The organism is Streptomyces chisholmiae (assembly GCF_031845445.1).
GTDB lineage: Bacteria > Actinomycetota > Actinomycetes > Streptomycetales > Streptomycetaceae > Streptomyces > Streptomyces chisholmiae.
The window spans coordinates 14,261-35,608 of sequence record NZ_JAVREO010000022.1; the positions used below are offsets into that span (position 1 = coordinate 14,261).

Annotated in this window: 20 protein-coding genes and 1 tRNA gene; 1 reads left to right on the forward strand and 20 read right to left on the reverse strand. The window is 72.3% G+C overall.

The features are described from left to right. Positions 1 to 2: 2 nt before the first annotated feature. The 20 genes from atpA to RM844_RS27435 all read right to left on the reverse strand — a co-directional run bounded on the left by atpA (position 3) and on the right by RM844_RS27435 (position 21,020). Positions 3 to 1,574 (reverse strand): F0F1 ATP synthase subunit alpha, encoded by a 1,572-nt coding sequence (atpA, locus tag RM844_RS27340; RefSeq protein ID WP_311670082.1) that lies wholly within the window; start codon positions 1,572 to 1,574, stop codon positions 3 to 5. Positions 1,575 to 1,676: 102 nt separating this feature from the next. Beyond that, on the reverse strand, positions 1,677 to 2,501 hold the full coding sequence (locus tag RM844_RS27345) for a F0F1 ATP synthase subunit delta (protein ID WP_311670083.1): 825 nt from the start codon (positions 2,499 to 2,501) through the stop codon (positions 1,677 to 1,679). Then, entirely contained in the window at positions 2,498 to 3,052 is a 555-nt protein-coding gene (locus tag RM844_RS27350) for a F0F1 ATP synthase subunit B (RefSeq protein ID WP_311670084.1), read from the reverse strand. The genes RM844_RS27345 and RM844_RS27350 overlap by 4 nt, the downstream gene beginning before the upstream one ends. Before the next feature lie 38 nt (positions 3,053 to 3,090). After that, positions 3,091 to 3,321, reverse strand: coding sequence for an ATP synthase F0 subunit C (gene atpE, locus RM844_RS27355; protein ID WP_311670085.1), 231 nt, complete (start codon positions 3,319 to 3,321; stop codon positions 3,091 to 3,093). Positions 3,322 to 3,436: 115 nt separating this feature from the next. Next, positions 3,437 to 4,246: a F0F1 ATP synthase subunit A gene (atpB, locus tag RM844_RS27360; RefSeq protein ID WP_311670086.1), complete on the reverse strand. Its 810-nt coding sequence runs from the start codon at positions 4,244 to 4,246 to the stop codon at positions 3,437 to 3,439. 226 nt (positions 4,247 to 4,472) lie between these two features. Then, positions 4,473 to 4,925 carry a hypothetical protein gene (locus RM844_RS27365; RefSeq protein WP_311670087.1) on the reverse strand — a complete coding sequence of 151 codons (453 nt, stop codon included), beginning with the start codon at positions 4,923 to 4,925 and terminating at the stop codon, positions 4,473 to 4,475. A gap of 260 nt (positions 4,926 to 5,185) precedes the next feature. Then, a complete protein-coding gene (locus RM844_RS27370) occupies positions 5,186 to 6,544 on the reverse strand; it encodes an MraY family glycosyltransferase (RefSeq protein WP_311670088.1) in 1,359 nt (452 codons plus the stop codon). A gap of 242 nt (positions 6,545 to 6,786) precedes the next feature. Then, entirely contained in the window at positions 6,787 to 7,455 is a 669-nt protein-coding gene (locus tag RM844_RS27375; protein WP_311670152.1) for an arsenate reductase/protein-tyrosine-phosphatase family protein, read from the reverse strand. 32 nt (positions 7,456 to 7,487) lie between these two features. Next, a complete protein-coding gene (locus RM844_RS27380) occupies positions 7,488 to 8,135 on the reverse strand; it encodes an L-threonylcarbamoyladenylate synthase (protein WP_311670089.1) in 648 nt (215 codons plus the stop codon). 34 nt (positions 8,136 to 8,169) lie between these two features. Beyond that, positions 8,170 to 9,009, reverse strand: a complete 840-nt coding sequence (gene prmC, locus RM844_RS27385) for a peptide chain release factor N(5)-glutamine methyltransferase (protein ID WP_311670153.1) — start codon at positions 9,007 to 9,009, stop codon at positions 8,170 to 8,172. An 85-nt stretch (positions 9,010 to 9,094) separates the two neighbouring features. After that, positions 9,095 to 10,165, reverse strand: a complete 1,071-nt coding sequence (prfA, locus tag RM844_RS27390) for a peptide chain release factor 1 (protein WP_311670090.1) — start codon at positions 10,163 to 10,165, stop codon at positions 9,095 to 9,097. Between the two features lie 214 nt (positions 10,166 to 10,379). After that, positions 10,380 to 10,604: a 50S ribosomal protein L31 gene (gene rpmE, locus RM844_RS27395; RefSeq protein WP_097229345.1), complete on the reverse strand. Its 225-nt coding sequence runs from the start codon at positions 10,602 to 10,604 to the stop codon at positions 10,380 to 10,382. A gap of 191 nt (positions 10,605 to 10,795) precedes the next feature. Beyond that, on the reverse strand, positions 10,796 to 11,920 hold the full coding sequence (locus RM844_RS27400) for an LCP family protein (RefSeq protein WP_311670091.1): 1,125 nt from the start codon (positions 11,918 to 11,920) through the stop codon (positions 10,796 to 10,798). 135 nt (positions 11,921 to 12,055) lie between these two features. Beyond that, positions 12,056 to 14,086, reverse strand: coding sequence for a transcription termination factor Rho (gene rho / locus RM844_RS27405; protein ID WP_311670092.1), 2,031 nt, complete (start codon positions 14,084 to 14,086; stop codon positions 12,056 to 12,058). A 515-nt stretch (positions 14,087 to 14,601) separates the two neighbouring features. Next, positions 14,602 to 15,528, reverse strand: a complete 927-nt coding sequence (gene thrB, locus RM844_RS27410) for a homoserine kinase (RefSeq protein WP_311670093.1) — start codon at positions 15,526 to 15,528, stop codon at positions 14,602 to 14,604. Positions 15,529 to 15,740: 212 nt separating this feature from the next. After that, positions 15,741 to 16,823 carry a threonine synthase gene (gene thrC, locus RM844_RS27415; protein ID WP_311670094.1) on the reverse strand — a complete coding sequence of 361 codons (1,083 nt, stop codon included), beginning with the start codon at positions 16,821 to 16,823 and terminating at the stop codon, positions 15,741 to 15,743. 62 nt (positions 16,824 to 16,885) lie between these two features. Further along, a complete protein-coding gene (locus tag RM844_RS27420) occupies positions 16,886 to 18,187 on the reverse strand; it encodes a homoserine dehydrogenase (protein ID WP_311670095.1) in 1,302 nt (433 codons plus the stop codon). Between the two features lie 182 nt (positions 18,188 to 18,369). After that, positions 18,370 to 19,761, reverse strand: a complete 1,392-nt coding sequence (gene lysA / locus RM844_RS27425) for a diaminopimelate decarboxylase (protein WP_311670096.1) — start codon at positions 19,759 to 19,761, stop codon at positions 18,370 to 18,372. 48 nt (positions 19,762 to 19,809) lie between these two features. Further along, positions 19,810 to 20,589, reverse strand: a complete 780-nt coding sequence (locus RM844_RS27430; RefSeq protein ID WP_311670097.1) for an arginine--tRNA ligase — start codon at positions 20,587 to 20,589, stop codon at positions 19,810 to 19,812. Continuing rightward, positions 20,586 to 21,020, reverse strand: a complete 435-nt coding sequence (locus tag RM844_RS27435) for a response regulator (RefSeq protein WP_311670098.1) — start codon at positions 21,018 to 21,020, stop codon at positions 20,586 to 20,588. Before RM844_RS27435 ends, RM844_RS27430 begins: the two co-directional genes overlap by 4 nt. A 156-nt stretch (positions 21,021 to 21,176) precedes the next feature. Here RM844_RS27435 and RM844_RS27440 point away from each other — a divergent pair. Further along, positions 21,177 to 21,248 (forward strand) — tRNA-Arg (locus tag RM844_RS27440). The last annotated feature ends 100 nt before the right edge of the window (positions 21,249 to 21,348 follow it).

Below are 21,348 nucleotides of genomic sequence, written 5' to 3' on the forward strand. Positions count from 1 at the left end.
GCTCAGTCCTCGCCCAGCAGCTTGCCGTCCGCGGTCTCGAACTGCTGCTTGAACTCGGTGACCGCGTCACGGATGGCGCCGACGGTGTCGTCGGACATCTTCCCGCCCTCGCGGATGCTGGTCAGCAGGTCCTTGCGCTCGCGACCCAGGTAGTCGAGCAGCTCACGCTCGAACCGACGGATGTCATCGACCGGGATGTTGTCCATCAGGCCGTTGGTGCCGGCCCAGACGGAGACCACCTGGTTCTCGGTGGGGAACGGGTTGTACTGCTCCTGCTTGAGCAGCTCGACCATCCGCCGACCCCGCTCCAGCGCGGTCTTGGACGCGGCGTCCAGGTCGGAACCGAAGGCGGCGAACGCCTCCAGCTCACGGAACTGGGCCAAGTCGACCCGGAGCGAACCGGTGATCTGCCGGATCGCCTTGTGCTGCGCGGAGCCACCCACCCGGGAGACCGAGATACCCACGTTCAGCGCCGGGCGCACGCCCGCGTTGAAGAGGTCGGACTCCAGGAAGCACTGACCGTCGGTGATGGAGATCACGTTGGTCGGGATGAACGCGGAGACGTCGTTGGCCTTGGTCTCCACGATTGGCAGGCCCGTCATCGAGCCGGCACCCATCTCGTCGGAGAGCTTGGCGCAGCGCTCCAGCAGCCGGGAGTGCAGGTAGAAGACGTCACCCGGGTAGGCCTCGCGGCCCGGCGGACGACGCAGCAGCAGCGAGACGGCGCGGTAGGCGTCGGCCTGCTTGGACAGGTCGTCGAAGATGATCAGCACGTGCTTGCTGTCGTACATCCAGTGCTGACCGATGGCCGAGCCGGTGTACGGCGCGATGTACTTGAAGCCGGCCGGGTCGGAGGCCGGAGCCGCCACGATGGTGGTGTACTCCAGCGCGCCGGCCTCCTCCAGGGCGCCCCGCACGGAGGCGATGGTGGAGCCCTTCTGGCCGATCGCCACGTAGATGCAGCGGACCTGCTTGTTCGGGTCGCCGGAGCGCCAGTTGTCACGCTGGTTGATGATCGTGTCGACGGCCAGCGCGGTCTTGCCGGTCTGCCGGTCGCCGATGATCAGCTGACGCTGACCGCGGCCGATCGGGGTCATGGTGTCGACGGCCTTGTAGCCGGTCTCCATCGGCTCGTGCACCGACTTGCGCTGCATCACCGAGGGAGCCTGCAGCTCCAGGGCGCGCCGGCCCACGGTCTCGATCTCGCCCAGGCCGTCGATCGGGTTGCCCAGCGGGTCGACGACCCGACCCAGGTAGCCGTCGCCGACCCCGACGGAGAGCACCTCGCCGGTGCGACGCACCGCCTGGCCCTCCTCGATGCCGCTGAACTCACCGAGGACGACGACGCCGATCTCGCGCTCCTCGAGGTTGAGGGCGAGACCGAGGGTGCCGTCCTCGAACTCCAGCAGCTCGTTCACCATGGCCGAGGGGAGCCCCTCGACCTTCGCGATGCCGTCACCGGCAACGCTGACCGTCCCGACCTCTTCCCGCGAGGCCGCGTCCGGCGTGTACGACTGGACGAAGTTCTCCAGTGCGTCCCGGATCTCATCCGGCCGGATCGTGAGCTCCGCCATCTGGGTTCCCTGCTCTCCTTGTTGGGCCCGTAAGTTCTTCCGCTACGGCCCAACCCGGGCCGCTGGTCCTGCTTGTTGAGTTGGTGTGCGCGGTGCGCGCGGTCAGCCCGCCATGCGCCGGGTGACCTCTTCCAGCCGGTCACCGATCGTGCCGTGGATCACGTCGTCCCCGATCCGGACCGAGATCCCGCCGAGGACCGTGGGGTCCACGTCGAGGTTCAGCTGGACCTGCCGGCCGTAGAGCCGGCTGAGGGCCACGCCGAGCCGATCCCGCTGCGCGTCGCTGAGCGGCACGGCGGAGGTGACCACGGCGATCGAACGATTCCGCCGGGCGGCGGCCAGCACGGCCAGCGCGTCGAGCCCACTGTCCAGGCTACGTCCCCGCGGGTTTTCCACGAGTCGGACAACCAGCCGGACGGTGATCTCGCTCGCCCGGCCGCCCAGCAGCTGGCGGACCAGCGCGGTCTGGGCGGCGACGGCCCGCTCGTCACGGTTCTTGACGGTGAGCGCCGAGCGCAGCTCGGTCGAGGTGGCGACGATCCGGCGGAACCGGAACAGCTCGTCCTCCACCGAGTCCAGGCTGCCGTCCCGCTCGGCCACGATCAGGTCGGCGGCCTCGGCCAGCTCCTCGACCGCGTCCACCAGATCACGCGAAGCGGACCAGCGGGAGCGGACCATCCCGGACACCAGGTCGACGGTCTCGCCGCCCACCTGGCTGGTGAGCAGCCTGCCCACCAGCTCCGCCTTGGCCTCCCCGGACTGCGCCGGGTCGGTCAGCACCCGGCGCAGCGCGACCTCGCGGTCGAGGAGAGCGGTGACGGCGGCCAGCTCGCCGGCGAGCACGGACACGTCCACACCGGTGCTGTCCACCAGCGCGTCCAGCCGCTCCCGCGCGGCGTCCTGCGCCTCGCGGCTCGCTCCCGTCATCGGGTGGCCTCGGTTCCCGCCGCCTCGGCCTTGGCCTCCAGCTCGTCGAGGAAGCGGTCGATGGTACGGCTCTGCCGGGCGTGGTCCTCAAGGGACTCGCCGACCAGCCGACCGGCCAGCTCCACCGCGAGCTTGCCGACGTCCTGGCGGAGCGACTCGGCGGCCTGCTTGCGGTCGGCCTCGATCTGGGTGTGGCCCGCGGAGATGATCTCCTCGCGCTGCCGCTGCCCCTCCTCGCGCATCTCCGCGATGAGGGCGGCGCCCTGCTCCTTGGCCTCCTGGCGGAGCCTGGCGGCCTCGTGGCGCGCCTCGGCCAGCTGCTCCTTGTAGCTCTCCAGCGTCTGCCGGGCTTCCGCCTGGGTCGCCTCGGCCTTCTCCATGCCGCCTTCGATGGCTTCCCGCCGCTCCTCCAGCGCCTTGTTGATGGAGGGCACGAGCTTCTTGTAGAAGACGAAGAAGACGACACCGAAGCAGATGATTCCGATGACGATCTCAGGCACCACCGGGACCACAGGGCTCTGTGGTCCCTCAGCGGCCAGTTGCGTCAGCATGGTGGACCCTTCCTCGGTAGTGGCTTCGAGAACGTGCGTCAGCCGCCGAGGGCGAAGGCGAGCACGAAGCCCATCAGCGCCAGGGCCTCGACGACGGCGAAGCCGAGCAGCATGTTCTGCCGGATCAGGCCGGCGGCCTCGGGCTGACGGGCGATGGCCTGGACACCGTTACCGAAGATGATGCCGATGCCAATACCGGGGCCAAGGGCCGCGATGCCGAAGCCGATGGTGTTGATGCTGCCTTCAACTGCGGCGAGAGCTGCGGACATGTCCGTTGTTTCCTTCTCTGTGGTGACACCGGTGGGGGATGTCCACCGGGGTGTGTGGTGCGGTTCCTTCAGTGGCGGCCTGTCCGCCGGGTCCCGGGCGACCGGGACGGACCTCTCAGTGCGCCTCTTCGAGGGCCTGGGAGATGTAGGTGGCGGTCAACACCACGAAGACGTACGCCTGGAGCGCCTGGATGAACAACTCGAAGACCGTGACCAGCAGCGTCACGAGCAGCGAGGAGATCGAGTAGAAGGTGCCGACGACCGTACCCAGGGTGTACCAGGTGCCGATGATGAAGACCAACAGCAACAGGTGCCCCGCGAACATGTTCGCGAAGAGCCGGACGGTCAACGTCAGCGGCCGGATGAAGATGTTCGAGAGGAACTCGATGGGCGTGAGGACCACGTAGATGCCCTTGGGCAGTCCGCTGGGCATGCAGAGGTTGCGGAACCCCCCGACCAGGCCGTGGTTCTTGAACGTCAGGTACATGTAGGTGGACCAGACGATCAGCGCGAGCGCCGCCGGATAGGCGATGATCGAGGTCGCCGGGATCTGGACGAACGGAATGACCGCCCAGATGTTCATGATCCAGACGAAGAAGAACAGCGAGACGAGCAGGGGTACGTAGGGTTCCCCCTTCTTGCCCATGGTCTCGCGGGCGATACCCCGACGCACGAAGTCGTAGCCGAGCTCGGCGATCATCTGGAGCTTGCCCGGCACCACCTTGGGTCGGGCGAAGGCCGCCCAGAAGAAGCCGCAGATGATGAGGGTGCTCAGGAACACCAACGCCATCGGCTTGTTGACCTCGAACGACCCGATGGTGAACAGTGGCTCGAAAATGAACGACCACTCAGACGGGGCGGGGAAGCCGCAGTCCTTGAAGAGATGGCAGTCGGTCTCGAAGGCGAGCACCTGGTCATTACTCACCGCGAGACTCCCTCGGCGTGACGCATGGAAACGGCTACCTCGATGTGTCGGCGTGGCGACATACCACGGAGCGGCACTGGACTAGGTGTGACGGAAGGAAGGCTGGTCCGCGACCGCGGCGTGGTCCCGCACTCCGCGCGCGTCGACTCCGAGCCGCCCTCCGGCGACGGACGATAGCAGCACGGGACGGCGGCGCTTATACAGCCCCCCACGTCGCCGCGACCCGTCACGCCTGACCACCCGGCGTAACGGCGGACCGCTCGTCCGCTGCGGTCTTGGACTCCGCCTCCACCTGCACGTACAGCGTCTTGGCTGTCATGTGGCCCCGGACCTGGCCGGCCAGCCACACGGTCGTGCCGATCACGATCCCGATGGCGAACGCCTGCCCGTCGAGGAAGTCGGCACCGCGCAGCACCAGCAGCAGCACGAGCAGCAGGCCCATCTGCGTGGTGTAGATCAGAACGGCGGCGCCGAAGAACAGCTCGGGCCAGCGCTGGCCCACGTGGTTGAGCGAGAGCAGCCCCAGGGCGAAGAACGCGGCGGACACGAACACGCCGAGCGCGACGCCACCCGCCCCCTGGCCCCCGGCCAGCAGCGCGGCGACCACGGAGGCCAGGACACCTACCGCGGCAGTGGGAATCGCGGCGCCACGGATGATCCGGGCGTCGTTGGACTGCATGGAGTGTTCTCCGACGGGCTTGGGGACGGTCGTCGTTGACGAGCGGTTTGACCCGGGCTCCTGGGTGTGGAGATCCGGGGTCTCGTGAACGCTATCACAAACTTTTTGATGAGGTCTTTACCCGAACGTGTGCCGGAACTCACATCGTTAGGAGTATGCCGGGCGAGCCCGCTGGCCGGAACGGCGGGGGGCTGCTAGCCCCCCGACCAGCACATGGGCGGACGCCCGGCCGGGGTCGCGGCCGGGCGTCCACGGAAGCCTCAGGAGCGGCTGTCGGAGCGGTCCCTGGGGGCGAACCGCTGCCGGCCGCCCACCGCCGTCGCCCCGCTCAGACCGGGTGGCACCGGCTCCACCGGCCGGGCGGCCGGCTCCTCGGCACGGACCACGGCGGCCGGCTCCGGCGTCCTCGCCCGGGCCGGCGCCGCCTGGTGCTCCACCGGCCGCGCCGGCGCCTGACGGAGCCGGTAGCGCGGCGGCACCACACGCTCGGCCCAGCGCGGCACCCGGGGCGTGAACCGGGGCAGCAGCAGCGCCACCAGCCCCACCCCGGAGAGCACCACCACCAGCGGCACCACCCAGGCGTCCGCGCCGGCCGAGTAGCCCACCGCGCCGAAGGCCAGCAGCGCCGACCAGAAGTACATGATCAGCACCGCGCGGCTCTGCGAGTGCCCGATCTCCAGCAGCCGGTGGTGCAGGTGCCCCCGGTCGGCGGCGAACGGCGAGCGGCCGTTCCAGGTGCGGCGGACGATCGCCAGCACCAGGTCGAGGAACGGCACGATGATGATCGTCAACGGCAGCAGCAGCGGCATGTAGACCGGCACCATCTCGGTCACCGCGCTCTGCACCGAGCCGGAGTAGAGCCGGAGCGCGTCCGGGTCGACCTGCCCGGTGACCGACACCGCGCCGGCGGCCAGGATCAGCCCCAGCAGCATCGACCCCGAGTCCCCCATGAAGATCCGCGCCGGATGCACGTTGTGGGGCAGGAAGCCCAGACACATCCCGATCAGCACGGCGGCGAAGAGGGCGGCCGGCGCCGCGGACTCGATGCCGTAGCCGTACCAGATGCGGTAGGCGTACAGGAAGAACGCGGAGGCGGCCACCCCGACCATGCCGGCGGCCAGGCCGTCGAGACCGTCCACGAAGTTGACCGCGTTGATGGTGATCACCACGATCGCCACCGTGAGCAGCGTGCCCTGCATCGGGGTCACCGCGACCATGCCCACGCCGGGCACCGGCAGCCAGAGGATGGTCAGCCCCTGAAGGACCATCACACCGGCCGCGACTATCTGGAGCCCCAGCTTCACCAGGGCGTCCACCCCGTACTTGTCGTCCAGCACGCCGACCACCCAGATCAACGCGGCGCCGGAGAGCAGCGCCCTGGGCTCGTCGGAGAGCCGGAACACCTCGCCGACGTTGGTCAGCTGGGAGGCCACCAGCAGCCCCGCGCAGAGCCCGCCAAACATCGCTATCCCGCCCAGCCGCGGCGTCGGCTCCCGGTGCACGTCCCTGGCCCGGATCGGCGGCATCGCGCCCCAGGCGATGGCGAACTTCCGCACCGGCCCGGTCAGCAGATAGGTGACGGCCGCCGTGACACAGAGCGTCAACAGGTATTCGCGCACAAGCTGCCCCAGAGATCTCGCTGGACTACCGCGCAACACCCTCTCATGCCGACACGCATGCCCATGCTCCTCTCAGCACCCCCCACGAGGCTCCCCACCGCTCCGCACGAAGCTCCCCCACCCGGCCCCCACGGCGCTCCCCGACCCTGATCAGCCTGGCTCGGCGTAGGACCGGAGGAAGGCCACCCTCGACCGCGCCCCGTTCAGGGTAGGTCACCCCCCGTAAACGGGGGTTAAACCCGTCAGGACGCGGCCCGTCCGAGGTCCGAGCCGTGCGCGGGCACCCCCGTGAGCGCCGTGACCACCGGGTCGAGCGCGGTCCTGATCTCCTCGCCCACGCTGCGGAAGTACGGCAGCGGCGCCCCGTACGGGTCCTGCACCTCGTCGGCCTCCACACTCGGCGCCAGCAGCCAGCCACGCAGCGCGGCGGCCGCCCTGGACAGCGCCCTGGCCCGGTCCACCAGCGCCGCCGGCGAGCCGGCGACCGGCAGCGTGGCCAGGTCGATGGCGCGGACCAGCCGGTTGAACTCCTTCAACGTGAAGGTGCGCAGGCCGGCGGAGTGCCCCATGGAGATCACCTGGGCCCGGTGGTCCCGGGTGGCGGTCAGCACCAGGTCGGCTCTTATCACGTGCTCGTCCAGCAGCTCCCGGCCGCAGAACCCGCCCGGGTCGGCGCCGTACTCGGACAGCAGCGCGGCGGCGTGCTCCTCCATCGGCGCACCCTCGTGGCCCCAGGTGCCGGCGGACTCCACCACCACACTCCTGGACCGGTCCCCGAGCCGGTCGACCAGCGCCTGCCGGGTGAGCCGTTCGGTGATCGGGGAACGGCACACGTTCCCCGTACTGACGTGCAGGATCCGGAACACCGGTGCTTCGCGGGCCGGTTGGGCGAGGGCGTCGGGCGCGGCTATGCCGGCGTCGGGAGGGCCCTCAGCGGAGGCCGTCAATGCGGGGACTCCAGATCGGGTACGACCTTGCGCAGCTCCTCCTCGCTCACCGCCCCGGCGCGCAGCAGCACCGGCACCTCTCCGGTGACGGCGACGATGGTGGACGGCACGTTGTCCGGCGTCGGGCCACCGTCCAGGTAGACGGCCACCGAGTCGCCGAGCATCTCCCGGGCGGCGTCGCAGGTCTGCGGCGCCGGCTGGCCGGTGAGGTTGGCGCTGGAGACGGCCATCGGGCCGACGTCCTTGAGGAGTTCGAGCGCGACCGGGTGCAGCGGCATCCGCACCGCGACCGTCCCCCGGGTCTCCCCCAGGTCCCAGGTGAGCGAGGGCTGGTGCCGGGCGACCAGGGTCAGCGCGCCCGGCCAGAAGGCGTCCACCAGCTCCCAGGCGGACTCGGAGAAGTCCGTCACCAGGCCGTGCAGCGTGGTCGGCGAGCCGACCAGCACCGGGGACGGCACCCCACGGCCGCGGCCCTTGGCGGCCAGCAGGTCGGCCACCGCGTTCACCGTGAAGGCGTCGGCGCCGATCCCGTAGACCGTGTCGGTGGGCAGGACGACCAGATCGCCGCGGCGGACCGCGGCCGCCGCCTCGCGCAGGCCGTGCCCGCGATCGACCTCGTCCGCGCAGTCGTAGCGCCGTGCCATCAGAGTTGCTCCTCTCGCGGTGCGCGACCGCCGGTCATCGGGCCACCCGCCGGGCGGTGGCGAACCGGGGGCGGTTGTTGAGGTCCGGGTGGTCGGCGGCGTCGGCCCAACCACGGTCCTCGGTGAAGATCCAGGGCACCTGCCCGCCCTGGGTGTCGGCGTGCTCGACCACCACCATCCCGCCGGGCCGCAGCAGCCGGTGGGCGGCGCGCTCCAGGCCACGGATGGTGTCCAGGCCGTCCTCGCCGGAGAACAGCGCCAGCTCCGGGTCGTGGTCCCTGGCCTCGGGCGCCACGTGCTCCCACTCGCCGAGCGGGATGTAGGGCGGGTTGGAGACCACCAGGTCGACCTGGCCGGCCAGTTCGGGCAGTGCCTGGGTGGCGTCGCCGTGGTGCAGCACCACCCGGCTGCCCTCGGTGTTGCGGCGGGCCCAGGCCAGGGCGCGCTCGTCCAGCTCCACGGCGTGCACCCGGGACCTGGGCACCTCCTGGGCCAGGGCCAGCGCGATGGCGCCGGAGCCGGTGCACAGGTCGACGATCAGCGGCTCGGCGACGTCCATCGCCCGGACCGCGTCTATCGCCCAGCCGACCACCGACTCGGTCTCCGGCCTGGGCACGAACACCCCCGGGCCGACCTGGAGTTCCAGGTAGCGGAAGAACGCCCGCCCGGTGATGTGCTGGAGCGGCTCGCGGGCCTCGCGGCGGGCCACCGCCTCCCAGTAGCGGGCGTCGAAGTCGGCGTCGGCGACCAGGTGCAGCCGGGACCGCTCGGTGCCGTGCACGTGCGCGGCCAGCTCCTCGGCGTCGAACCTGGGCGAGGGCACGCCGGCGTCGGCCAGCCGTTGGGTCGCTCTGGCCACCTCGGCCAGCAGCACGGATCGCGCGCCGGCCGCGGAGCCCGTCGAGCCGCCGGCCGACGCCCCGGAACCGGAAGAAGCAGTCACATCGCCCACCCTACGTTCACTGCGCGGCGGCCAGCTTGGCCGCCGAATCGGCGTCCACGCACGCCTGGATCACCGCGTCCAGCTCGCCGTCGAGCACCCGGTCGAGGTTATACGCCTTGTAGCCCACCCGGTGGTCGGAGATGCGGTTCTCCGGGTAGTTGTACGTCCGCACCCGCTCCGAGCGGTCCACCGTGCGCACCTGGCTGCGGCGGGCGTCCGAGGCCTCCCGGTCCGCCTCCTCCTGGGCGGCGGCCAGCAGCCGGGCCCGCAGGATGCGCAGCGCCTGCTCCTTGTTCTGGAGCTGGCTCTTCTCGTTCTGGCAGGAGACGACGATGCCGGTGGGCAGGTGGGTGAGCCGGACGGCCGAGTCGGTGGTGTTCACCGACTGCCCGCCGGGCCCCGAGGAGCGGTAGACGTCCACCCGCAGGTCGTTCTGGTTGATCTCGACCTCGACGTCCTCCGCCTCCGGCAGCACCAGCACGCCGGCCGCCGAGGTGTGGATGCGGCCCTGCGACTCGGTGGCCGGCACCCGCTGCACCCGGTGCACGCCGCCCTCGTACTTCAGCCTGGCCCAGACGCCCTGCCCCGGCTCCGGGTTGCCCCTGGCCTTCACGGCGACCGAGACGTCCTTGTAGCCGCCGAGGTCGGACTCGTTGCCCTCGATGATCTCGGTCTGCCAGCCGATCCGCTCCGCGTAGCGCAGGTACATCCGCAGCAGGTCACCGGCGAAGAGCGCGGACTCGTCACCGCCCTCGCCGGCCTTGATCTCCAGGATGACGTCCTTGTCGTCGCTGGGGTCGCGCGGGACCAGCAGCAGCCGCAGCTCGTCGGTCAGCTCGTCCCTGCGGGCCGTCAGGCTCTTCAGCTCGCCGGCGAACTCCGCGTCCTCGGCGGCCAGTTCACGGGCCGTCTCGATGTCCTCGCCGTGCCGCTTCCACTGCTGGTAGGTCCGCACGATCGGGGTCAGCTCGGCGTACCGCCGGCCGTAGCGACGGACGGCGGCCTGGTCGGCGTGGACCGAGGGGTCGGCGAGCCGCCGTTCGAGGTCGGCGTGCTCGCCGATCAGATCCTCGACCGCCTCGAACATGGTTGGTCGCTCCTGGAGTCGATGGCCTGCCGGCGCGGACCACGAGGCCCTGGGGGCTCGCTCACGGGGCGCGGGACGGCAGCGGAGATGAGGGCGGGTGGCGCTGGACGCCCCCGGGGCGTCCCGGTGGGGACGCCGCGGGGCTGGGGGACGCGAAAGGCGCCGGTCCGGCCGCTTCGTGCGCTCAAGCGGCCGGCCGACGCCGACGGGGTCGCTACTTGCGGTTCGACCCGGCGTTCTTGCCGAAGCGCGCCTCGAACCTGGCCACCCGGCCACCGGTGTCGAGGATCTTCTGCTTGCCGGTGTAGAAGGGGTGGCACTCCGAGCAGATGTCGGCGCGGATGCTGCCGCCGCCGACCGTGCTGCGGGTGGTGAACGACGCGCCACAGGTGCAGCTGACCTGGGTCTCGACGTACTCCGGGTGAATGTCGCGCTTCAAGGCTTCTCCTAGGGCTCGGGAGGGTGCCGGGTCGGCACGCGGGATGCGCGCCGTGAACCGGGACCGACGATCCAGTCTGCCAGCACTGGTACGTGTGGGCCAAAACGGGGTCCGGGCCGCCGTTATTCCACCGCCGGCGGAAGCGGGCCGCACCGGCCCGGCCAGCGCCGGAAGGGCCAGCACCGGCCCGGTCAGCCCGGGATGATCAGCTCGTCCCCGCCGCCCTCCTCGGCCGCCGAGTCGCGGATCGCCGACTCCGGCACCGGACGGTCCTCCCGCAGCGCCCGCCACACCTGCTCGGACTGCTCACGCAGCGGGGCGACCCGGTTGGGGTCCTCGGGGTCGTAGCCGACCGGCAGGGTCAGCAGCTGGAGCGCGTCCGGCTCGATATCCCGCAGGGTGCGCGCCAGCCCCACCAGCTTCGAGACCGAGGCCAGGTCGGAGTCGGTGGTCAGCGCCGAGGTCGCGGTGTCGGCCAGGTCGTAGAGCCGCTTCGGGTTGCCCAGCAGGTCCACGCCGTTGACCTGCTCCACCAGGGCCTGGAGGAAGGAGTGCTGGAGCTGGATGCGGCTGAGGTCGCTGCCGTCGCCCACCGCCTTCCTGGTGCGGACCAGGGCCAGCGACTCCCGGCCGCTGAGGGTGTGGGTGCCGGCGTCCAGCCGCAGCTTGCTGTCCCCGTCGGCGATCGCCTCACTGGTGGTGACCTCCACCCCACCGAGGGTGTCCACCAGCCGGGCGAAGCCGTCGAAGTCGACCTCCAGGTAGTGGTCCATCCGCAGCCCGGTCAGCCCCTCCACCGTCTTGATCGCGCACACCGGGCCGCCGATCCCGTACGCCTCGTTGAACATGGCCCGGTCGGCGGCCGGCGCGGTGCCGCCGTCCAGCCGCTCGCACTCCGGGCGCGGGACCAGGGTGTCGCGGGGGATGGAGATCACGCTGGCCGCGTCGTGGTCCTCGTTGATGTGCACGATCATCGCCGTGTCGGAGCGCGCCTCGCCGTCCGGGTCGTCGCCGCCGTAGACGCCGTTCTCGCCGTCCCTGGTGTCGGAACCGAGCACCAGCAGGTCGAGCGAGCCGTTGTCGGTGTCATCCGGGCGGTCCTCGCCGAGGGCCCCCTCGATGTCGATGTGCGAGATGTTGCCGTCGAGCTTGAGGTAGAGCACGGCGCCGCCCACGCCGACCAGCAGGGCCAGCGCCAGCACGGAGACCAGCACCGCGCGGAGCACGCGGCGCCGGCGGGCGGGGGGAGGGGGGCTCTCGGGCGGCTCCGGCTGGCCGGGGTCCGCCGCTGGCCCGTCACCCGGAGGAGGGACCATTCACCCATTGTGCCCCGCTACGGCCCGGTGCGCGCCCCGGGCGCTACCCGCCGGTCACCCGCGCCCACGCGAACGCCCCCGCGCCCGCCGGTGTGCGGCGGGCGCGGGGGCGTCGCGGACGACGACCGGGCGGGGTCAGTCCCCGTTGCCCGGGGTCGGCGTCGACTTCTGGATCTGCATCAGGAACTCGGCGTTGGACTTGGTCTTCTTCATCCGGTCCAGCAGCAGCTCCATGGCCTGCTGCGAGTCGAGGGCGTGCAGCACCCGGCGGAGCTTCCAGACGATGGCCAGCTCGTCGGCCCCCATCAGGATCTCCTCCTTGCGGGTCGCGGAGGCGTCCACGTCCACGGCGGGGAAGATCCGCTTCTCGGCGAGCTTCCGGTCGAGCTTCAGCTCCATGTTGCCGGTGCCCTTGAACTCCTCGAAGATCACCTCGTCCATCCGCGAGCCGGTCTCCACCAGCGCGGTGGCCAGGATGGTCAGCGAGCCGCCGTCCTCGATGTTCCGCGCGGCACCGAAGAACTTCTTCGGCGGGTAGAGCGCCGCGGAGTCCACACCACCGGAGAGGATGCGCCCGGAGGCGGGGGCCGCCAGGTTGTAGGCGCGGCCCAGGCGGGTGAGGTTGTCCAGCAGCACCACCACGTCGTGGCCCAGCTCCACCAGCCGCTTCGCCCGCTCGATGGCCAGCTCGGCGATGGTGGTGTGGTCCTCGGACGGCCGGTCGAAGGTCGAGGAGATGACCTCGCCCTTGACGGCCCGCTGGACGTCGGTGACCTCTTCCGGACGCTCGTCCACCAGCACCACCATCAGGTGGCACTCCGGGTTGTTGTGGGTGATCGCGTTCGCGATGGACTGCATGATCGTGGTCTTGCCGGTCCGCGGCGGGGCCACGATCAGGCCGCGCTGGCCCTTGCCGATCGGGGTGATCAGGTCGATGATCCGGGTCAGCAGCGCCCCCGGGTCGGTCTCCAGGCGGAGCCGGTCCTGCGGGTAGAGCGGGGTCAGCTTGTTGAACTCGGGCCGCCCGCGGCCGGCCTCGATGCCCATGCCGTTCACCGAGTCCAGGCGGACCAGGGCGTTGAACTTCTCCCGCCGCTCGCCGTCCTTCGGCTGCCGCACCGCGCCGGTGACGTGGTCACCCTTGCGCAGGCCGTTCTTCCGGACCTGGGCGAGCGAGACGTAGACGTCGTTCGGGCCCGGCAGGTAGCCGGAGGTGCGCACGAACGCGTAGTTGTCGAGGATGTCGAGGATGCCGGCGACCGGGATCAGCACGTCGTCATCGCTGATCTGCGGCTCGGCGACCTCGTCACGGCCGCGCCGGCCCCGGCGGTCGCGGTAGCGCCCGCGCCGACCGCGCCGACCGCCGTCGAAGTCGTCGTCCTGCTGGTTGTCGCGGTCGCGGCCGTTGTCCCGGCCGCCGTCGCGACCGCCGTCCCGGTTGCCGCGGTTGCCGTCGCGGTCCCGGCCGTCCTTGTCGCGGTTCCGGCCGCCCTGGCCGCCCTGGCCGTTCTGGCCCTGGCGGTCGCCGCCCTGGCGCTCGCCCTTGCCGCGGCGCTCGCGCTTGTTCTGCCGCTCGGCCTGGGCGTCGCCCTTGCCGTCCTGCTTGCCCTCGGCCTTGCCCTGCTCGGCGCGGCCGGCGGCCTCGTCCCGGCTCTCGGCCTGGCGGGCGGACCTGCGCTCCTTCTCGGCGGGCTCGGCGGCGGCCTTCGGCTCGGCGGCCTCCGCGGCCTCGGCGGGCTTGCGCTCGGCGGCCCTGGCCGCCTTGGGCGCATCGGCCGGCGCGCTCTCGGCCGGCTGGCCCGGGATCTCGATCTGGCCGGCGCCGCTCTCCTCGCCGCCGGTGCGGGCGCGGGAGGTGGTCCGGCGCTTCGGCTTCTCCGCCGGCTCGGCGGGCGCCGCGGCCTGGCCGCCGGAACCGGCGGCCTGCTTCTCCTTGATCACCTCGATCAACTGGCTCTTGCGCATCCGCGCGGTGCCCCTGATCCCCAGCTGGGAGGCGACCTGCTGCAACTCAGCCAGGACCATCCCGTCGAGGCCGGTCCCAGAACGCCGGCGGCGGGGCGAGGCGGAGGCGGCGGGCGCGTCCGTGGTGGACGCGGTGGCAGCACCGGAAGTCTTGTCGGCGCTGTCGGCACTCACGCCCATCAGATCGGTGGTGTCGCTCACTAAGGGTCCTTCCCTGGAGCGGACGTCGGCCTGTCTGGCTCGGCGACCGGTCGTGCTGTCCGGCGGCGGCCCGTCCTGTCTGATGGGCCGGCCGGTGCGGTAAACCCGCCTGTTCGATCACGGCGGAAGATCATGTGTGCTGGTGCGGTGAGGTCGACGAGACACGTCGAAGAAACGTGGGACCGTCGAACCGACGCACCGGTTCCGGAGCGTGCTCGGCGCTACCAGGCAGGCTGCTCAGGCAGATGAGGGAGGCTCCCGGAAGAAGAGCGGTCCCAGTGAGATGGGACCCCGGATTCGCACGCATTCTGTGTGACGCCCGACAGAACAGTACGTGCGGACTTGAGATTAACACTACCGGATGCTGCCTTCATTCCCCCTCTCTGCCGTTCCGCACGCGGATTCCGGCTTGTCAGCCGCCCGGGGCGCCGGGTTCGTCCGGTGCGCGCCGTTCGTCGGACGCCACGCGCCCGACCGGCGGCCGGACCGGCCCGCCCGGGCACCGGGCGGCCGGCTCACGCGGCCGTCCCGGCCAGCGGGAGCACCGAGGCGCCCGCCAGGTCCAGGGTCAGTCGGTTGGCCGTCCAGCCCTCGCCCGCCAGCAGGGCGCTCTTGTCGGCCTGTGCCTCGTCGGCCAACGCCAGCACCGTCGGCCCGGCCCCCGAGATCACCGCGGGCACTCCCTCCGCCCGCAGCCGCCCCACCAGGTCCATACTCTCCGGCATCGCCGGCGCGCGGTAGTCCTGGTGCAGCCGGTCCTCGGTGGCGGGCAGCAGCAGCTCCGGACGCCTCGTCAGGGCCTCGACCAGCAGCGCCGCCCGGCCCGCGTTGGCCGCCGCGTCGGCGTGCGGCACGGCGCGCGGCAGCAGCCCGCGCGCGGTCTCGGTGGCCAACGGGCGCGCCGGCACGAACACCAGCGGCACCACGCTCGCCGCCGGCGCCATCCGGATCGCCCGCACCGCGCCCGACTCGCCCCAGGCCAGGGTGAATCCGCCGAGCAGGCAGGCGGCCACGTTGTCCGGGTGGCCCTCGATCTCGGCGGCCAGCTCCAGCAGCGCCACGTCGTCCAACTTGGCCTCGCCGCCGGTCGTCACCGCCCGGGCGGCGACCAGCCCGGCGCAGATCGCGGCGGACGAGGACCCGAGCCCCCGACCGTGCGGCACCCGGTTGGCGCAGACGATCTCAAGTCCCCGCGGCTGCCCGCCGAGCGCGTCGAACGCGGTCCGCAACGTGCGTACCAGCAGGTTGGATTCGTCGCGGGGCACGGAGTCCGCGCCCTCGCCGGCGATGTCCAGGTGCAGACCTGAGTCCGCGACCCGGACCACCACGTCGTCGTAGAGCCCCAGCGCCAGGCCCAGGGCGTCGAAGCCGGGGCCGAGGTTGGCGCTGGTGGCGGGCACGCGGACGCGGACGGCCGCGGCGCGGAAGGCGGGATGGGCCATCGCTCGATGACTCTCCTTGGTGAGATGTGCGGCGCGTGTCCCCTGCGGACGGCGGCGGCGCGAGGGCGACGGCGCGCGTCGGAGCCCTTGGACCTGCCCGGGCACGGTGGGCCACGAGCGGCAGCCCGCTCCAGGACGAATACCAGCCTATCGAAGGAAGGTTCAGACGCGATACAGGGCCGTCGGGTGTCGCCCGGCGGCCCCGCTCCCGGTCAGGCCAGGCCGAGGCGCTCGGCGGCCGCGTCCGCGTCCACCGGCACCACGATCGGCTGGGGGGCGCCGGCCACCGCCCAGTCCGGGTCCTTCAGGCCGTTGCCGGTCACCGTGCACACCACCCGCTGGCCGCGGTCCAGCAGCCCGGACTCGGCGGCCTTCAGCAGGCCGGCCACCGACGCGGCCGACGCGGGCTCCACGAAGACGCCCTCCCGGGAGGCCAACAGCCGGTAGGCGGACAGGATCTGACGGTCGGTCACCTCGTCGATCAGGCCGCCGGACGCGTCCCGCGCGGCCTCCGCCTGCGACCAGGAGGCCGGGTTGCCGATCCGGATCGCGGTGGCGATGGTCGACGGGTCCTTCACCGGCTCACCGCGCACGATGGGCGCGGCGCCGCTGGCCTGGAAGCCCCACATCCGGGGGGTGCGGGTGGCCGGCCCGTCGGCGGCGTACTCCTGGTAGCCCTTCCAATAGGCCGTGATGTTCCCGGCGTTGCCCACCGGCAGCAGGTGCAGGTCGGGGGCGTCCCCGAGCCGGTCGACGACCTCGAAGGCGGCGGTCTTCTGCCCCTCGATGCGCGCCGGGTTGACCGAGTTCACCAGGGCCACCGGGTACTTCTCGGACAGGCCGCGGGCCAGCGTGAGGCAGTCGTCGAAGTTCCCGTCGACCTGGAGGATGCGCGAGCCGTGCACCAGTGCCTGGCCCATCTTGCCCAACGCGATCTTGCCCTGCGGCACCAGCACCGCGCAGACCATCCCGGCCCGCACCGCGTAGGCGGCGGCCGAGGCCGAGGTGTTGCCGGTGGAGGCGCAGATCACCGCCTGCGCGCCGGCCTCCTTGGCGTGCGTGATGGCCATCGTCATGCCGCGGTCCTTGAAGGAACCCGTCGGGTTGGCGCCCTCGACCTTGAGGTACACCTCGCATCCGGTGCGCTCGCTGAGCAGCTGGGCGGCGACCAGCGGCGTGCCGCCCTCGCCGAGGGTGACCACCGGCGTCCCCTCGCCGACCGGCAGTCGGTCCCGGTACTCCTCGATCACCCCGCGCCACTGGCCGTTGGTGCGGGGCCCGGCGGATGCGTTCATGACCATCTCATGTCCTTCTACTCGCCCCTCGCGGGGTGTCTGCGCTGTGCACGGTGTCGCCGCTACTCGCCCTCGACGCGCATGATGCTGGCCACACCGTGCACCGTGTCCAGCTCGCGGAGGGCGTCGACGGTCGCGCTGAGCGCCGCGTCGGGCGCCCGGTGCGTGACCACCACCAGTTGGGCCTCGCCGTCCTTGCCGGTCTGCCGGACGGTGTCGATGGAGACCCCGTGATCGGCGAATACCATCGCGCACTGGGCCAGCACGCCCGGTTTGTCCATCACGTCGAGGCTGATGTGATAGCGGGTGACGACCTCGCCCATCGGGCTGACCGGCAGCCGCGCGTACGCCGACTCGCCGGGGCCACGGCCGCCGTTGAGCTTGTTCCGGCAGGCCGCCACCAGGTCGCCGAGGACGGCGGACGCGGTCGGCGCGCCGCCGGCGCCCGGCCCGTAGAACATCAACTGGCCGGCGGAGTCCGCCTCCACGAAGACCGCGTTGTACGCCTCCCGGACCGAGGCCAGCGGATGACTGAGCGGGATCATCGCCGGGTGCACCCGGGCGGTCACCGAGCGTCCGTCCTGGGCCCGTTCGCAGATGGCGAGCAGCTTGACCGTGCATCCCATGCCGCGCGCGCTGGCGATGTCCGACGCGGTCACCTCGGTGATGCCCTGCCGGTGCACGTCGTCCAGCCGGACCCGGGTGTGGAACGCGATGCCGGCCAGGATCGCCGCCTTGGCCGCCGCGTCGAAGCCCTCCACGTCGGCCGTCGGGTCGGCCTCCGCGTAGCCGAGCGCGGTGGCCTCGGCCAGCGCCTCGCCGTAGCCGGCGCCGGTGGACTCCATCCGGTCCAGCACGAAGTTGGTGGTGCCGTTGACGATGCCCAGCACCCGGTTCACCCGGTCCCCGGCCAGCGACTCGCGCAGCGGCCGCAGCAGCGGGATGGCGCCGGCCACCGCCGCCTCGAAGTACAGGTCGGCACCGTGCCGTTCGGCCTCCGCGTAGCGGGCCGGGCCGTCCTGGGCGAGCAGCGCCTTGTTCGCCGTGACCACGCTGGCACCGTGCGCGAAGGCACTGTCGATCAGCGCGCGGGCCGGCTCGATCCCGCCGATCAGCTCGACCACCACGTCGATGTCACCCCGGGCCACCAGGCCCGCCGCGTCCGTGGTGATCAGCTCGGGCGGCACCTCGCCGCGCGCCCGGTCGGGCCGGCGCACCGCGACGCCGGCCAGCTCGACCGGCGCGCCGATGCGCGCCGCCAGGTCGTCCGCCTGCGTCAGCATCAGCCGGGCCACCTGGGAGCCGACCACGCCGCAGCCAAGCAGCGCCACCCTCAACGGACGCGACGCAGACGTGCGCACCATACGACCCAGCCTTTCAGCTCACTCGGGACTACCAGTCTCACGCACCGGCGGCTGACCGCCGTGGCACGTTCACCATGCGGACGCGGCCGACCGACCCGTGGTCGGCCGCCGGCCGCGGCGCGGGGCTCCGCAACCGCGCGCCACCGCGCGGGGCTCCGGAGCCGCCGGCCACGGCGCGGGGCTCACCCCACGTCCAGCCGGAGCAGGTCCTCCTCCGTCTCCCGACGGATGATCGCCCCCGCCATCCCACCGGCCACCGCGACCACCGGGGGGCGCGGCGTGTGGTTGTAGTTGCTCGCCATCGAACGGCAGTAGGCGCCGGTCGCCGGCACCGCGATCAGGTCGCCGGGCGCCAGGTCCGCCGGCAGGTAGGCGTCCCTGACCACGATGTCACCGCTCTCGCAGTGCTTCCCGACCACCCGCACCAGGATCGGCGGCGCGGCCGAGGCCCGGGACGCCAGCGCCACCGAGTACTCCGCGTCGTAGAGCGCCGTCCTGATGTTGTCCGACATGCCACCGTCCACACTCACATAGGTGCGCAAACCCTCCAGCGGCTTGACGGTACCCACCTCGTAGAGGGTCAGCGCGGTCGGCCCGACCACCGCCCGGCCCGGCTCGACCGAGAGCCGCGGCTCGGCCAGGCCGGCCGCCTCGCACTCCCTGGCCACGATGTCGCGCAGCGCCTTGGCGATGTGGTGCGGCTCACTCGGGTCGTCGTCCGGGGTGTAGGCGATGCCCAGGCCGCCGCCGAGGTCGATCTCCGGCAGCTCGACCCCGAACTGGTCCCGCACCTGCCGCAGCAGGCCCACCACCCGGCGCGCGGAGACCTCGAAGCCGGCCATGTCGAAGATCTGCGAGCCGATGTGCGAGTGCAGCCCGACCAGCTCCAGGCTCTCGGCGGCCAGCGCCCGCCGCACCGCCTCCAGCGCGCTGCCGTCGGCCAGCGCCAGGCCGAACTTCTGGTCCTCGTGCGCGGTCGCGATGAACTCGTGGGTGTGCGCCTCGACCCCCACCGTCACCCGGATCTGCACCCGCTGCCGCACCCCGTGCCGGCGGGCCGCGTCCGCCACCCGCTCGATCTCCTGGAACGAGTCCAGCACCACCCGGCCGACCCCGGCGGTCACCGCCCGCTCGATCTCGGCCAGCGACTTGTTGTTGCCGTGCAGCGCGATCCGCTCCGGCGGCATCCCGCCGGCCAGCGCGGTGGCCAGCTCGCCGCCGGTGCACACGTCGAGGTTCAGGCCCTCCTCGCGCAGCCAGCGGACCACCGCCCGGGACAGGAACGCCTTGCCCGCGTAGAACACGTCCGCGTCCGGCGCGAACGCGTCCCGCCAGGCGCGGCACCTGGCCCGGAAGTCGGCCTCGTCCAACACGAAGGCCGGCGTGCCGAACTCCTCGGCCAGCGAGCGGACGTCAACCCCGCCGACGGTCAGCACGCCGTCGGCGTCACGGTGCACGGTGCGGGCCCAGACCTTCGGGTCCAGGGCATTGAGGTCCACCGGAGGGGCGGCGTAGTGGCCCTCCGGCAGCACGTCGGCGTGGCGGGGGCCCGCGGGGTGGGCGGAACGACTCATGGTGTGACTCTTCTCGGATCTGGCGGCCGGCCCCTCACGACGGGGCGCTCACAGCCACTCGGGGGCGCTGACGCCCAGGTCGTGCAGGCCGTCGGCGAGCACCGTCCCGGTGGCCTGGGCGAGGGCCAGCCGGGCGCGGTGGACGGCCCCGGGTTTCTCGTCTCCCGTCGGGAGCGTCGGCCGCAGCGCCTCCACGGTGAGCAGCGCCTCGGCGATCGACGGCAACCGGACCGCGGGCCGGCCCGCGTCCCGCAGCGCCGCCAACAGCTCACGCTCCGCCGGCAGTTCGAACGGCGCGGCGTCCGGGTCCGGGACCACCCCGAGCGCCGCGGCGCCACGCGCCAGGGCCGCGCAGCGGGACCTGGCGTAGCGCACCAGGAAGAGCGGGTTCGACACCCGCTGCACCAGCAGCCCGCCGGCCGGGTCGCCGCCGGCGACCGCGGCCCAGCGGGCGGCGTCCAGCGCCGGGTCATCCGGCAGGCTGGGCGCCGGCGGCGCGGCGAGCAGCGCGCGCAGCAGCGCCGGCTCGGCGTCGGCGGCCAGCGCGATGGTCAGGAACCCACCGCCGGTGACCCGCACCTCGGCCACCCCCGGCTCGGCCGCCAGCCGCGCCCGCAGGCGGCCGGCCACCTCGGCGGCCGGCAGGCCGGCGGGGCCGGCCAGCCGCAGCGCGATGCCGGTCGACCAGGCGTGCGCGCCGACGTGCCGGGGCGGACGACGCAACGCGACCCCGTCCGGCCCCTCGGGCACGGCCACCCGCAGCTCACCGCTGGCCACGGCGCCGCGCACGGAGCGCAGCACGGCCTGGGAGAGCTGGGTCGGAGTCACGGGGCAAGGGTACGAGAGCCAGGTCCGCACTCCGCCAGCGGTTTCACCAGCTGGACCGCGCGTCGGGGGCGCTCCGCGCACAGCCGCTGCACCAGGCCGACCAGCTCCGCCGGCTCGAACGGCTTGCTCAGCACCGCGTCGATGCCGCCGGGCGGCCGGGGGCCGACGCTGGCGGAGACCAGCACCAGCGGGATGTACCGGGTGCGCCGGTCCAACCGCAGCTGGTCGACGGCGGCGAGCCCGTCCAGCCGGGGCATCGCCAGGTCCAGCGTGATCACGTCGGGCCGGAACCGGTGCACCCTCTCCAGGCACTCGGCGCCGTCGCACGCGGTCATGACCTCGAAGCCGTCGAGTTCGAGATTGACTCTGATCAGCTGCCGGATGACCTGGCTGTCGTCCACCACCAGAACCCGGCCAGGAGCGGCTGGCACGCAGCCAGCGTAGGACGCCTCCCCCACCGCCGTCCGGCCTTTCCGGCAACTTCTACCCGGGAGTATTTTCCCCCGCACCCACGTACGGAAAGACAGCGGTTCGAGGCACCGCCGCCGAGCTGGTAGTGTTCTTCTCGTCGCCAAGCAAGGCGAAGCGCCCCCGTAGCTCAGGGGATAGAGCAACGGCCTCCGGAGCCGTGTGCGCAGGTTCGAATCCTGCCGGGGGCACATCCTGGAAACCAGCGGATCGCATCCGCTGACCAGCCGCGATGTGCCGAGTTGAGGGCGGGAGTCAGTCTCACTGACTCCCGCCCTCTCTCGTTGCCTC